Genomic DNA, 14,811 nt, shown 5'->3' on the forward strand with positions numbered 1-14,811 from the left:
CTGTGTGTATAATCGAGAACACAGGAGAAACCATGGACCAGCTACTCGCAATGCGCACCTTTGCCCGCGTGGTGGAAGCGGGCACCTTCACCAAGGCCGCCGATTCGCTGCGGATGCCCAAGGCCAGCGTGACCAAGCTGGTGCAGTCGCTGGAGACGCATCTCGGCGTCAAGCTCCTGCAGCGCACCACGCGCCACGTATCGGTCACCGCGGACGGCGCTTCCTACTACGAGAAGGCCACGCGGCTGCTGAAGGACCTGGGCGACATCGACAGCAGCTTCGGCGCCGCGCACGGCACGCCACGCGGCCATCTGCGGGTGGACATGGGTTCGTCGGTGGCGACCCGCATCATCGTGCCGGCGCTGCCGGAGTTCCTGGCCCGCTATCCCGGCATCCAGCTGGACCTGGGTGTCAGCGACCGCCATGTGAACCTGATCAGCGACAACGTCGATTGCGTGATACGCGGCGGCCCGGTGACGGACCTGTCGATGGTGGCGCGCCAGGTCGGCAAGGCGGCCTGGGTCACCTGCGCCACGCCCGGCTATCTGGCGCGGCACGGCACGCCGAGACATCCGTCGGAACTGGAAGGCGACCACCGGGTGGTGAGCTATCTGTCGGCCAGCACCGGGCGCGCGATGGCCATGCATTTCTCACGCGGCGGCGAGAAGCTGGAAATCCGGGTGCGCCACGCGGTCGGCGTCAACGAGAGCAATGCGCACTTCGAGGCGGGGCTGGCGGGACTGGGCATTATCCAGACCTTCGACTACCTCGCCCGCGCGCACATCGACAGCGGCGCGCTGGTGCCGGTACTGAAGACCTGGCAGCCGGCGCCCTACCCGTTTTACGTGGTGTTTCCGCCCAACCGGCACCTGAGCAACCGCGTGCGGGTGTTCATCGACTGGATCGCGGAACGCTTCAGCCTTCAACCACGATGACGGGCCGCAGCCGCTTGCGCGAGGCGCGCGCGTGCGGCACCCAGGCGTGGGTCTGCCAGCGCCGCCACATGATCAGGCCGCGTATCCATTCGTCGGCCGCGTAGGCGATCCACACGCCGGGCAAGCCCCAGCCCAGCACCACGCCCAGCAGCCAGCTGCCGCCGGCCAGCACGAACAGCATCGAGAAGGCGCCGGCCATCACCGGAAAGCGCGCGTCGCCCGCCGCGCGCAGCGCGTTGATGACCACCAGGTTGAAGGTGCGGCCCGGCTCCAGCAGCACCGTGATCCACAGCAGCGTGGCGCCGGCGGCGATGATCTCCTGGTCCTGCGTGAACCAGCCCAGCAGCCAACGGCCCAGCAGCGCGGCGCAGGCGGCGATCAGCACGCACACCACCAGCCCGCGCGCCAGCGCGCGCCGCACCACGCCGTGCGCCTCGCGCAGCCGGCCGGCGCCGATCAGGTAGCCGACCACGATTTCCACCGCCAGCCCGGTGGCGATGCTGAACATCATGACGCCGCCCATCAGCTGCAGCACGTAAGCCTGCGTGGCCAGCGACCTGGCGCCCAGCTCCGCCGCCGTCGCCACGCTGACCATGAAGGCCAGGCGCCAGGCGATATTTTCCGCCGCGCCGGGCAGGCCGATATGCAGCACCGCCGCCAGCTCGCGCCGCGGCAGGCGCCACCAGTCGTCGCGCGCCACGCGGATGCCGAGGTGGACGCGCCACATCAGCAGGTGCAGCGCCAGGCCGATGGCGCGGCTGATCGCCAGCGCGACCGCGTAGCCGGGCAGGCCCATGGCCGGGATCGGGCCCCAGCCGTGCATCATCGGGATCGCCAGCGCCAGGTGGCTGATGTGCATGATCACCAGCACCACCAGCGTGTCGCGGGTGCGCAGGTGCGCGCGCATCACGCCCGCCATCGACGCGTTCCAGGCGTCGAGCAGCATGGCCGGCGCCAGCGCCTGCAGCAGCGGCGCCGCCAGCGGCAGCACCTCGGCCGGCGCGTTGAGCAGATGCAGCAGGCCGTGGGCGCCCAGCAGCGCCATCAGGCCGGTGACCGCGCCCAGCCAGGTGCTGGCGCCGACCACCGCGCAGGCGACCCGGTTGGCGGCGTCGCGCTGGTTGCCGCCCAGGTTCTGCGTGACCACCACGCTGACGCCGGCGCCGATGATGCGGAACAGGATGAACAGCGTGGCCGACACCTGGCTGGCGATGGCGAACGCGCCGCCTGCCTCGTCGGAGATGCGCGAGGCCAGCGCCGTGCCGATGACGCTGGAGGCGATCGCCAGCCCCAATTCGACGAGCAGGGGCCAGGCCAGGTTGAACATGGGCGGGGTGCGGATCGGCGTTTTGGTGGCGGGCATGGGATGATGGAAAGTAAGTGTTGCCTATTTACCCGAGTTTATAACATGTGGAAGCGCTTTCAGCACTATCATTGAAATTTACTATCGCAGTAGAATCGTTAGCAAAGGATACACTGCGGCTGTTCCAATTTTGCCGCCACTGCCATGGTGAGATCGACCGTCCGAACCGTAGCCTGCGTCTGCGCCCTGTTGCTGGGCAGGCCGGCGCTCGCCCAGGCGCTGACGGTGCTGTATCCCGAGCTCGCCGATCCCTACCGCACGGTGTTCGCCGAGATCATCCAGGGCATCGAGGAGCAATCGAAGGCCAAGGCGCGCGGCATACCGCTGGCCGCCAACAGCGACCTGGTCGACCTGCGCAACACGCTCAAGAGCGGCAAGGTGGTGATCGCGCTGGGGCGCCAGGGCATGAAGGCGGCCGGCACGCTGGATCCGTCGCTGGGCGTGGTGGTCGGCGGCGTGGCCGGCGGCGGCACCGCGCCCGACGCCGAGCGCCTGCACGGTATCAGCCTGACGCCGGACCCGGCCCTGCTGTTCGGCCTGCTGAAGAACCTGCTGCCGGGCGTGCGCCGCGTGATCGTGGTCTACAACCCGCAGGCCAACGACGCGCTGATACGGCTGGCGCGCGAGGCGGCGCGCGGCCTCGGCCTGGAGTTGACGGCGATCGAGGCCACCGACCTGGCCGGCGCCGCGCGCGCCTACGAAAGCCTGCTGGCCTCGGCCGACGGCCGCCGCGACGCGCTGTGGCTGCCGCAGGACGCCACCACCGTCGAGGAAACCACCATCCTGCCGCTGGTGCTGAAGGAATCGTGGGGCCGCAGCCTGCCGGTGTTTTCCAGCAGCGTGCTGCACGTCAGGAAAGGCGTGCTGTTCGGCCTGTACCCGAACAATGTCCAGCTCGGCCGCGACCTGGCCGCGCTGGCGCTGGCCATGCAAAACGGCGACGCCACCCGGCGCGGCCTGGTGCCGCTGCGGGCGGTGCGCACCGCGCTCAACTCGCGTACCGCCAGCCACCTCGGGCTCAATCTTGTATCTGCTCAGCAACGAAGCTTCGATGCTATATTCCCGGAACCGTAAAGCAATCTCTGCAATACCCAATTTTCTTTCTCTCAGGGAAAGACTCCGCTTATACTGTGAAGGCATCTTAACAACGCCCTTCTTTGGCGCCGCGGTAGTAGCAGTAAAGAGTCTGATGAAAAAAACAATATTTCTTGGCGGGCGCTTGCGATCGGCGGGCGCCCTGTTCTGCTTGACACTGGCCGGACCGGCGTGGGCGTCGGGTACGGCGCTTCCCTCCAGCGTTGCCGTGTTTGGCGCCGGCGCGGCTGCCGGCGGCATGCTGTTCGAACCGGCAGGCCCGGCCATTGCGACCGCCCCCGCCTTTGCGGCGGCGCCGCGGGCCGACGTGCGCACGGTCACCCTGGCCCAGCTGGAAGACCAGTTGCGCCGTCCGGAAGTGCAGGCCTCGATCGGCAAGGGCACGATCGCCGTCGTCTATCCGAATGCGGAGGAGCCGTTCCGCTCCGCCTTCATCGCCATGATCCAGGGCATCGAGGAACGCACCAAGCTCAAGGTGCGCAGCTATCCGGTCGATCCGCGCGTCGATACCGCCGAACTGAACGCCACGCTCAAGCGCAACGGCACCAAGGTCGTCATCGCGCTGGGCCGCCAGGGCTTGAACGCCACGGCCGGACTGGACCGCGAAATCGCCGTGCTGGCCGGCGGCGTGCTGCTGCTGTCCGAGGCCGAGAACGTGATGGGCATCAGCATGACGCCCGATCCGGCCATGCTGTTTTCCAAGCTGCGCGCGCTGCTGCCCGAGCTCAAGCGCGTGATCGTGGTCTACAACCCGCAGAAATCCGAATGGCTGATCAAGCTGGCGCGCGAGGCGGCCAAGGCGCAGGGACTGGAACTGCAGGCCCACGTGGCCGCCGACCTGTCGCGCGCGGCCCAGCTGTATCCGCAGCTGATCGCCGCCGCCGACAACCGCCACGACGCCGTCTGGCTGCCGCACGACAGCACCACCGTCGAGGAAAGCACGATCCTGCCGCTGGTGCTGCGCGAATCCTGGAACAGCGGCGTGCCGCTGTTCTCCAGCAATGCCTTGCACGTCAAGAAAGGCGCGCTGTTCGCGATGGCGCCCGACAACGTCGAGCTGGGCCGCACGCTGGCCAGCTCGGCGATGGGCGTGATCGCCGGCGACGTCCGCCGCCGCGCGCTGGTGCCGTTGCGCGAGCTGCAGACGGCAATTAATTTACGGACGGCCAGCCACATCGGCCTCAACCTGGGCGCGCTGCAGCAGCGCAGCTTTGACTTCGTTTATCCGCAGCCCTGATGATGAAAATGTTCCGCAACTTCCTGCGCCGTACCGGTTTCCAACGACAGCTGACGATGATCGTGTCGGCCGCCATCCTGGGCCTGGCGGTGTTCTCCGCATTGATGAACTCGTGGGAAGCCAACGCCCGCATGCGCGACTACTTCATCGGCCAGGGCCAGCGCATCGCCGACAACCTGGCGCGCCAGAGCACGCTCGCGCTGCTGTTCCACTCGTCCGAAAACGCCCGCGACGTGGTCAATTCGACGCTGTCCTTCCCCGACGTGGCCGGCCTGCAGATCATGGACGCCAGGCGCACGGTGCTGCTGTCGAAGGTGCAGGACGGCGCCCGCCTCAACGACGCCGCGCTGGCAATCGCGGTGCCGGCGCACGCCGGCCTGGTCGGCGAGAACGCCGACGGCTGGATGTTTGCCGCGCCGGTGTACGGCGGCCAGAGCGAGGCGTCGCCGTTTGAGTTGCAGGAGCATCAGCAGCAACTGCTCGGCTATGTGCACGTGCAGATCGGCAAGGACACGCTGAAGCAGCTGACCTGGTCGCTGTTGCTGGGCAACCTGGCGCTGACGCTGTCGTTTGCCGTGGTGCTGCTGGTGCTGGGCCGCTTGCTGACACGCCACATGATCAATCCGCTCAACGCGCTGTCGACCTTGATGCGCCGCGCCGAATCCGGCGAATCGGGCATGCGCGCCGCGCCCGCCGGCCCGCGCGACCTGATCGAGATGGCGCACGCCTTCAACCAGATGATGAACGTGCTGGAACAGCGCGAGGCCGAGCTGAAGGAATCGCGCGACGCCGCCGTCAACATGGCGCAGATGAAGGCGCAGTTTGCCGCCACCGTCAGCCACGAGGTGCGTACGCCGCTCAACGGCGTGGTCGGCATGCTGGACATGCTGAAGGAAACCCGCTTGAACCAGCGCCAGCAGGAGTTCGTCGACGTCGCCTGGAACTCGTCGCGCACGCTGATCGCACTGATCAACAACATCCTCGACTTTTCCAAGATGGAAGCGGGCAAGCTGAAGCTGGAGGAAACCGAGTTCCACCTCGGCACGCTGATGGCCGAAGTGATGGAACTGGTGGCCCGCCCGGCCCAGCAAAAAGGCGTGGGCATAGGCTGGACCATCGCGCCGGACGTGCCCGAGCGCATCTGCGGCGACTCGCTGCGGCTGCGCCAGATCCTGATCAACCTGCTGGGCAACGCCGTCAAGTTCACCGAGCACGGCGAGGTGGCGGTCAGCGTCGCGCTGGCGCCGGTCGGCGACACGGAATTCGGCCTGTCGTTCGAAGTGCGCGACACCGGCATCGGCATGAGCGAGGAAGTGCGCCGCCACCTGTTCGAAGCCTATGTGCAGCCGGATCCGACCACCACGCGCCGCTACGGCGGCACCGGCCTCGGCCTGGCGATCTGCAAACAGCTGGCCGAGCTGCTGGGCGGCCAGATCGGCGTGCACAGCGTGCTGGGCAGCGGCACCACCTTCACCTTCTCGATCCGCTGCCGTCCGGCGCCCGAGCAGGATGGCGCGCCGGCCGCATTGCCGGCGCCGGCGCCGGCCTCGCTGCCGGAGCGCCAGTTCCGCGTGCTGGTGGCCGAGGACAACCGCACCAACCAGATGGTGGCCGCCGGCATGCTGGCGATGAACGGCTGCGTCTGCGAATTCGCCGCCGACGGCGTCGAGGCCGTGCGCGCCGCGCAGCGCGAGCGCTTCGACCTGATCCTGATGGATTGCAGCATGCCGGAAATGGACGGCTACGAAGCCACCGCCCACATCCGCCTGGCCGAACTGGCGCTGGGCCGGCGCACGCCGCTGGTGGCGATGACCGCCAACACCCAGGTCGGCGACGCAGAGAAATGCCTGGCCGCCGGCATGGACGATTACCTGGCCAAGCCGATCACGCTGGTCGAGCTGCGCCGCAAGCTGGAGAAATGGCTGCCGCACACCGGCCTGCTGGCCACGCCGGGCCACGCCGCAGCCATGCCGGCGCCGGCCCTGCCCTCGGCGCCGGCATCGGCGTCGCCCCCATCGCCAACGTCGGCCGGCCCGGGTCCGGTCGACCAAGCCGTGTTCGACAAGCTGCGCGAAGTGCTGGGCGACACCCTGCCCCACGCCATCACGCCCTACCTGGAAGACACGCCGGCCTGCCTGGACGAGCTGGAACACGCGGTCCACGCCAACGACATGGACACCGCGCGCATGCGCGCCCACGCGCTGAAAGGCTCGTCGAGCAACTTCGGCGCCGACACGCTGGCCGGCCTGGCGTTCCAGGCCGAACAGTTCGCCGCCGCGCGCGAGCCGGCGCAGATCGTGCCGCTGCTGGCGCCTTTGCGCGCCCACTACGACACGCTGGCCGCCTTCCTGTACGGCGAAATCAGCGGCGTCCACGCCGAAGCGCCGGCCGTCGGCGACGACACCCCGCAGGTGCTGGTGGTCGACGACGACCGCAGCACCCGCAGCACCCTGCGCCACACCCTGCAGCGCGACGGCTTCCGCGTCGAGGAGGCGGCCGACGGCGCGCAGGCGCTGGCGATGCTGGCGCGCTTCCAGCCGGACGTGATCCTGATGGACGCGATGATGCCGGTGATGGACGGCTTCACCGCCTGCGCCCGCATGCAGGAACTGCCGAACGCCGCCGACATCCCGGTGCTGATGATCACCGCGCTGCAGGACAACTCGTCGGTCGAGCGCGCCTTCGCCGCCGGCGCCAGCGACTACATCCCGAAACCGATCCACTACGCCGTGCTGTCGCAGCGGGTGCGCCGCATCATCGAAGCCAACCGGGCGGAAAAGCGCATCCGCCACCTGGCCTACAACGACGTGCTGACCAACCTGCCCAACCGCACCCTGTTCTTCGAGCTGCTGGGCAAGAGCATCGAGCAGGCCGGCCACGACGGCCGCCAGGTCGCCGTGCTGTTCATGGACCTGGACCGCTTCAAGTACGTCAACGACAACCTCGGCCACCACGTCGGCGACCGCCTGCTGCAGGCCGTGGCCAAGCGCGTGCGCACCGCCGTGCGCGGCGACGACACCGTGGCCCGCCTCGGCGGCGACGAATTCACCGTCGTCCTCAACGAGCTGGACAACCCGGCCTCGGCGGCCACCGCGGCCCACAACATCGTGCGCACCTTGTCGGCGCCGTTCCCGATCGACGGCCACGACATCTTCGTCACCGCCAGCGTCGGCATCGCCATGTACCCCCACGACGGCGGCGACGTCGCCACGCTGGTCAAGCACGCCGACAGCGCCATGTACCGCGCCAAGCGCACCAACACCGGCTTCCAGTTCTACGAGTCGTCGATGGAGCACTCGATTTCCGAGCACGTGCGGCTGGAGAGCGACCTGCGCCGCGCGCTGGAACAGCAGCACCAGCTGGAAGTGCACTACCAGCCGCAGGCCTGCCTGACCACCGGCCGCATCATCGGCATGGAGGCGCTGGTGCGCTGGCGCCACCCGACCCGCGGCATGATCGCGCCGGTGGACTTCATCCCGCTGGCCGAGGAAACCGGCCTGATCAATCCGCTCGGCGACTGGGTGCTGCGCACCGCCTGCGCCCAGCTGCAGCAGTTCGTCCGCGCCGGCCTGCCGCCGCTGCGGGTGGCGGTCAACCTGTCGGTGCGCCAGCTGCTGCAGAAGGACTTCGCCGCCTCGGTCGAGGCGGTGCTGGCCGACACCGGCCTGGCGCCGGACCTGCTGGAGCTGGAGATCACCGAGAGCACACTGATGGAAAACGCGCAGGACACGCTGGCCGCGCTGCACCGCCTGCACTCGCTGGGCGTGCGGCTGTCGATCGACGACTTCGGCACCGGCTATTCCTCGCTGTCCTACCTGAAGCGCTTCCCGGTCGACATCATCAAGATCGACCGTTCCTTCGTGCGCGACGTGCCGCAGGACGCCGACGATGCCGCCATTGTCAGCGCTATCATCGCGCTGGCGCACAGCCTGCGGCTGGAGGTGGTGGCCGAGGGCGTGGAAACCGAGGCCCAGCTGAACTTCCTGCGCGGGCGCCAGTGCGACCTGATGCAGGGCTACCACCTGAGCCCGGCGATCCCGGCCGAGCAGTTCGCCGCCCTGGTCAGCCGGCACGAGACCGCCCGCCTGGGCGCCTGAGGCGTCGCGCCGGCGGCGGCGCTTCCGGTCGTTTTCCGGTCGTTTTCCGGTAAACTTGCTACGCAATTTCCCGCGCAATTACCCCCATTTCCCCGGGCCCAGGCCGGAAGCAAGCGCTTCCGGCTTTTTTTCGTCCGTTGTAAAGCGCACAGAATATTTTCATAAATTCTCACCAAATCTAACACTTTGCCATATTTTTAAGCTATGATCTCGCACTGCAACAATTATTGTTTAATCACAATGTGTGTTGCCAGCCTGCTAGTTAAGATATCGGCTTAGCCCACAAGCCGCGTTGCCCATTTTAGGAACCCGTAATGTTTGATAATGTCGAATTTGACCGACAGGAGCAGTCACGCCCTGTAGTTGCCACCACCGCCGCAGCTAACGCTAACATCGCCATGGACATGGCCGACCTGCTGGTCGCCTATCTCGAGCAGCTGGGGGTGGACTACATCTTCGGCGTGCCCGGCGGCGCCATCGAGCCGCTGTACAACGCCATCGCCCGCCACCAGCGCAACGGCGGCAACCTGAGCCAGATCGTCGCCCGCAACGAAGCCGGCGCCGCCTTCATGGCCGACGGCTATGCGCGCGAAACCGGCAAGCTCGGCGTCTGCATGTCCACCTCCGGCCCCGGCGCCACCAACATGCTGACGGCGGTCGCCACCTCGCACGCCAACGGCATTCCGGTGCTGGTCATCACGGCCCAGCCCAACCTGCCCTCGTTCGGCAAGACCGGGCTGCAGGAATCGTCGTGCACCGGCGTCGACGTGCTGGCCATGTTCAGCCACTGCACCCGCTACAACACCTTGGTGTCGCACCCGGACCAGCTGGAATGGAAGCTGGTCACCGCCCTGCAGCACGCCAGCCACAACACGCCGGGCCCGGTGCACCTGAGCGTGCCGTCGGACGTGTTCCGCGCGCCGAGCAAGCAGCGCACGCCGAGCTACGACCTGTCGGCGCTGCAGAGCCCGGCCGGCCTGATCGACCACGCGGCCATCGACAAGCTGCGCGCGCTGCTGGCCAAGGCGCGCAACGTGGTGATGCTGATCGGCGGCGGTTGCGGCGATTCCATCCATTCCATCCTGCAGTTCGCCGACCTCGAAGGCGCCACCTTCATCGCCACCACCGACGGCAAGGGCCTGGTCAATCCGCGCCACCCGCTGTATCGCGGCACCTTCGGCTTCGGCGGCCACGCCACGGCCGACGCCGCGCTGCGCGATCCGTCGGTCGACCTGATCCTGGCGGCCGGCTGCAGCATGGGCGAATGGGACACCGGCGGCTGGAGCGACAGCCTGCTCAACAACCGCCTGGTCCACATCGGCAACACCGAAGAGCACCTGTCGCGTACGCCGATGGCCGGCCTGCACGTGCGCGGCGCGCTGGCGACCGTGTTCAGCCGCCTGGTCGACGGCATCGTCGGCGACGAGCAGGCGCTGGCCGCGATGACGCCGGACCATGCCGCCAGGCTGGGCAAGGCGTGCTACGCCCGCGCGCGGCGCATCGCCAAGCGCGAACAGAGCAACCTGCAGTGGGATCCGGCCTCGATCATGGCCGACGAGGTCGCCTTCGACAGCGACGCCGTGCCGCTCAAGCCGCAGCGCCTGATGAAGGAGCTGGGCAGCCTGTTCCCGCACGGCACCCGCTTCCTGGCCGATGCCGGCAGCAGCGCCGCCTGGGCCATTCACTACCTGCAGCCGCGCGACCGCCGCCTTGGCGAGCGCCGCACCGGCTGCGGCGACCGTCCGCGCGAACTGGGCAAGCGCCAGAGCAGCGGCGGCTGGCTGCGGCTGACGTCGCACTTCGCGCCGATGGGCTGGGCCATCGGCGCGGCGGTCGGCACCGCGGCCGGCAATCCGACCGCGCCGGTGGTCTGCATCACCGGCGACGGCAGCATGCTGATGAGCGGCCAGGAATTGTCGGTGGCGGTGGCCGAGCAGCAGTGCGTGATCTTCGTCATCCTCAACGACGCCGCGCTGGGCATGGTCAAGCACGGCCAGCGCCTCGGCGGCGGCGAGCAGATCGCCCACGCGCTGCCGCAGACCGACTTTGCCGGGCTGTCGCGCGCGCTGGGAGGACGCGGCCACACCATCCGCTCGGCGGCCGACCTGCAGGCGCTCGACATCAAGGCCATCTGCAACTACCCGGGCCCGACGCTGCTGGACGTGCAGATCGATCCCGAAGCCATCCCGCCGATGGGCAGCCGCCTCAAGGTGCTGCTCAACGGCGGCGAATAAGGAGCGCGCCATGGCCAACGCCCCCGCGCCGTCACCCAAGGACCTGATCCACACCGCGATCTGGCAGGAAACCCCGGAGGCGGACAACCCCTTCGCCACCAACACCGCGCGCTGCCGCGGCTACGATGTGCACGGTGCAATGGTGGGCCAGGCCCGCTGGGTGCAGATGCTGTGGCTGCTGATGCGACCTGAACTGCCCACCGGCGCCGAGCTGGACGTGCTGGAAGCGCTGGCCGTGGCGCTGGCCAATCCCGGCCCGCGCGACCCGTCCGTGCATGCCGCCATGTGCGCCGGCGTCGGCGGTTCGCCCGCCGCGTCCGCGCTGATCGCCGCGCTGGCTGTGGGCGCGGGCCGCAACGGCGGCGCGCGCGAAGTGCACGACGCGATGACCATGTGGCGCCGCTGCGGCCCGGACCTGGCCGCATGGCAAGGCTACCTGGCCGCCAGCGCCGACGATCCGGTGGAGATTTTCCCCGACCGCGCTCACGTACCCGGCTTCGATGCGCATGGCGCGGGCACGCCGCTGTCCGTGCGCCAGTGCGCGGCGGCGCTGGCCGGCCTGGGCGCCGGTCCCGGTACCAGCTGGCTGCACGCCAACCTGGACCAGGCCGCCGCAGCCGTCGGCCTGCCGCTGTCCATGATCGGTCTGGCGGCCTGCGTGCTGCACGACCTGGGCTTCAGCCCGGATGAAGGAGAAATGCTGTGTCTGCTGTTGCGCCTGCCCGGCGCCGCCGCGCACGCGCTGGAGCAGCAGACCGTCGGCTTCAAGCAATTCCCGTTTTACCGGCTGGAGCTGGACCCGGCCGCCACGCCCAAGGAGGCCGCATGAAAGGCCCGCAACTCTTGCAGCACAACAGCGGCGTGCTGCGCACCAGCGTGGGCGCCGCCTTCCCCGGCAGCCACGCCGTCTATCGCGGCAAGAACCTGCACCGCGACCTGCAGCAGCTGGACTGGGTGGCGCTGTATGCCTACGGCGTGATTGGCCGCCACCTGGCGCCGGAGCAGCTGGAACTGGTGCAGGCGCTGTGGGTCAGTACCAGCTATCCGGACTCCCGGCTGTGGAACAACCGCGTCGCCGCGCTGGCGGGCAATGCGCGCAGCAGCGTCAACCTCGGCATGATCGCCGGCGTGGCCGTCTCCGAAGCCACGGTGTATGGCGGCAACGCCGCGCTGCGCTCGATGCGCTTTCTGCAGACCACGCTGGAACGCGTGCGCGCGGGCGAGGCGTTGGCCGATATCGTCTGGGGGGAAACGGCGCAGCGCCGCATCTACGGTTACGGCCGCCCCATCAATTCGACCGACGAGCGCCTGCCCGTCATCCTGGCCATCGCCGAACGCCTGGGCCTGCACCAGGGCGCGCATCTGGCGCTGGCCTTCGAAATTGAAAAAGTGTTGTTGACGCGCTACCAGCAGCTGCACATGAATTTCACCGCCCTGCACGCGGCGCTGGTGGCCGACATGGGCTTGTCCGTGCGCGAATACCAGTTGCTGCGGGTGCCGGTTTTCATGGGCGGCATGGCGCCGTGCGTGGCGGAAGCGACGGAAAAGCCGGAGGGCACGCTGTTCCCGACGCCGTGCGCCGCCGTGGCCTACGAGGGCCCCGCCGCACGGGCCTGGACCGGGCGGTAGTTACAGACTAGCAACAAGCTACCCAGATCGGCAGTTTTTTTGCCCAATACTGTGTTTCCTACGGCTACAATGGAAAAAACGACACATTTGGAGATCGGATGCCGAAGTCTTCCTACGCTTCCCATTTATGCCTGGCAGCCGCATTGACGCTGCCATCGGTGCAGGTCCTGGCGGGCCCGCCCCCCAGCGAAGAAGACGAGCTGAGCCTGGTCTACGGCAACAGCGACAGCGTCAGCATCGCCACCGGCAGCCTGCAGACGCTGCGGCGCGCGCCGGCCGTGGCGGCGGTCATCACCGCGGCCGACATCGCGGCCATGGGCTACAGCGACATGGACCAGGTGCTGGAAACGGTGGCCGGCATGCACATCAGCCGCAGCCCCAACAGCTACTCGTCGGTCTACGTGGTGCGCGGCATCTACAGCGGCCAGGGACCGCAGGTGCTGGTGCTGCAAAACGGCGTCCCGATCACCACTTTGTTTACCGGCAACAAGGGCAATCTGTGGGGCGGCTACCCGGTCGAACTGATCTCCCGCATCGAAGTCATCCGGGGACCCGGTTCGGCGCTGTACGGCTCCGACGCCTTTTCCGGCGTCATCAATATCATCACCAAGGGCGCGGCGGAGGCGGCGGGAACGGAACTCGGCGCCCGCGGCGGCTCTTTCGGCACCCGCGACGCGTGGGTGCAGCACGGCGGCAGCGCCGGCCCGTTCGAGATCCAGGCCTACCTGCGCGTGGGCGGCACCGACGGCTTCCACAGCACCGTGCAGGCCGACGCGCAAACCCGCAACGACAAACTGCTCGGCACCCACGCCAGCCTGGCGCCGGGCAGCGTCAACGTCGGCAACGACGCGATCGACGCCAACCTCGACATCGCCTACGGCAAGTGGCGCGCGCGCCTGAACTACAAGCTGCGCGACAACATGGGCTCCGGCGCCGGCATCGCCTCCGCGCTGGACCCGGTCGGCGAGGGCCGCGGCGAACGCTTTATCAGCAACCTGTCGTGGACCGACCCGCAGTTCAGCCGCGACTGGGGCGTGGGCTTCAGTCTCAACGGCCAGACGTATTCGCAACAGATACCCGAGCCCTACATCCTGCTGCCGGCCGGCCTGCGCTTTCCCACCGGCGTCTTCCCGAACGGCATGATCGGCGCGCCGGAGACCTGGGAGCGCAACTTCCGCAGCAGCGCCTACGCCGACTACAGCGGATTGGACCAGCACCATATCCGCATCGGCATCGGCCACGACGACCTGGACATGTACCGCACACGCGAGCGCCGCAACTTCACCTACGCGGTCAACGGCACGCCGATACCGCAGCCCACGCTGATGGATTTCTACGGCACCGAGTCGTTCCTGACGCCGCACCGGCGCCGCATCGACTACCTCTACCTGCAGGACGAATGGCACCTGGCCCAGGACTGGAACCTGACGGCGGGTGTCCGCCACGATCACTATTCCGATTTTGGCGGCACCACCAATCCGCGCCTGGCGCTGGTGTGGGACGCCAGCTTCGACCTGACCGCCAAGCTGCTGTACGGCCGCGCCTTCCGCGCGCCCGCCTTTAATGAAGCCTACAGCACCGCCAACCCAGTCGCGCTCGGCAATCCGGACCTCAAGCCGGAGACCAACGGCACGCTGGAGGCCGCGTTCGCCTGGCAGGCGGCGTCGGACGTGCAGGCCAACCTCACGCTGTACCGCTATTCGATGGGCAACATCATCCGCCTGGTGCCGCGCGCCATCGCCGGCACCGGCTTAATCTACGCCAACACCGGCAGCCAGACCGGCCACGGCGTCGAACTGGAAACCAGTTGGGCGGTCAACCGGGAACTGCGCCTGGTGGGCAACTATGCCTGGCAGCGTTCGACCGACAAGGCCACCGGCCTCGATGCCGGCTATGCGCCGCACAACCACCTGTACGGCCGCGCCGACTGGCAGGTCGGCAGCGGCTACGTGTTCAGCAGCCAGCTGAACTGGGTGGCGGGACGGGCCCGTCCCGCCGGCGACCTGCGCGCGCCGGTGGCCGACTACAGGACGCTGGACCTGACGCTGGCCACGCGCAACGGGCGCAACCAGTGGAATTTCTCGGCGGCGCTGCGCAACGCCTTCAACGCCGATGTGCGCGAACCGTCGCCGTCGCCGGGCCTGCAGCTGCCGTTCGACCTGCCGATGGCGCCGCGCGCGGTCTCGCTGCAGGCGTCATACAAGATGTAAGCGCGGCGGCG

Annotated in this window: 9 protein-coding genes; 8 read left to right on the forward strand and 1 reads right to left on the reverse strand. The window is 68.4% G+C overall.

The window, feature by feature from the left end; translation table 11 throughout:
- The first annotated feature begins 32 nt into the window (after positions 1-32).
- A complete protein-coding gene (locus ACSQ3S_RS19250; RefSeq protein WP_436143452.1) occupies positions 33-935 on the forward strand; it encodes a LysR substrate-binding domain-containing protein in 903 nt (300 codons plus the stop codon).
- Here the strand turns inward: ACSQ3S_RS19250 and ACSQ3S_RS19255 are convergent.
- The gene (locus ACSQ3S_RS19255) at positions 916-2,298 is read right to left on the reverse strand and encodes an MATE family efflux transporter (RefSeq protein WP_176650753.1); all 1,383 of its coding nucleotides are present in this window, start codon (positions 2,296-2,298) and stop codon (positions 916-918) included. The two genes, ACSQ3S_RS19250 and ACSQ3S_RS19255, sit on opposite strands and share 20 nt — an antisense overlap.
- Positions 2,299-2,442: 144 nt before the next feature.
- Between ACSQ3S_RS19255 and ACSQ3S_RS19260 the strand changes: the two genes are divergently transcribed.
- The 7 genes from ACSQ3S_RS19260 to ACSQ3S_RS19290 all read left to right on the forward strand — a co-directional run bounded on the left by ACSQ3S_RS19260 (position 2,443) and on the right by ACSQ3S_RS19290 (position 14,800).
- A complete protein-coding gene (locus ACSQ3S_RS19260; protein ID WP_436143453.1) occupies positions 2,443-3,372 on the forward strand; it encodes an ABC transporter substrate binding protein in 930 nt (309 codons plus the stop codon).
- Between the two features lie 115 nt (positions 3,373-3,487).
- A complete protein-coding gene (locus tag ACSQ3S_RS19265; RefSeq protein ID WP_436143454.1) occupies positions 3,488-4,630 on the forward strand; it encodes an ABC transporter substrate-binding protein in 1,143 nt (380 codons plus the stop codon).
- Positions 4,630-8,727: an EAL domain-containing protein gene (locus ACSQ3S_RS19270; RefSeq protein WP_436143455.1), complete on the forward strand. Its 4,098-nt coding sequence runs from the start codon at positions 4,630-4,632 to the stop codon at positions 8,725-8,727. Before ACSQ3S_RS19265 ends, ACSQ3S_RS19270 begins: the two co-directional genes overlap by 1 nt.
- Before the next feature lie 314 nt (positions 8,728-9,041).
- Positions 9,042-10,961, forward strand: coding sequence for a thiamine pyrophosphate-binding protein (locus ACSQ3S_RS19275; protein WP_436143456.1), 1,920 nt, complete (start codon positions 9,042-9,044; stop codon positions 10,959-10,961).
- A 10-nt stretch (positions 10,962-10,971) separates the two neighbouring features.
- Positions 10,972-11,790 carry a citryl-CoA lyase gene (locus tag ACSQ3S_RS19280; RefSeq protein ID WP_436143457.1) on the forward strand — a complete coding sequence of 273 codons (819 nt, stop codon included), beginning with the start codon at positions 10,972-10,974 and terminating at the stop codon, positions 11,788-11,790.
- Positions 11,787-12,590 carry a hypothetical protein gene (locus ACSQ3S_RS19285; RefSeq protein ID WP_436143458.1) on the forward strand — a complete coding sequence of 268 codons (804 nt, stop codon included), beginning with the start codon at positions 11,787-11,789 and terminating at the stop codon, positions 12,588-12,590. Before ACSQ3S_RS19280 ends, ACSQ3S_RS19285 begins: the two co-directional genes overlap by 4 nt.
- A gap of 98 nt (positions 12,591-12,688) precedes the next feature.
- Positions 12,689-14,800: a TonB-dependent receptor plug domain-containing protein gene (locus ACSQ3S_RS19290; RefSeq protein ID WP_436143459.1), complete on the forward strand. Its 2,112-nt coding sequence runs from the start codon at positions 12,689-12,691 to the stop codon at positions 14,798-14,800.
- Positions 14,801-14,811: the final 11 nt, after the last annotated feature.

This window comes from Duganella sp. LjRoot269, assembly GCF_964254095.1.
Taxonomy (GTDB): domain Bacteria; phylum Pseudomonadota; class Gammaproteobacteria; order Burkholderiales; family Burkholderiaceae_D; genus Rugamonas; species Rugamonas hordei.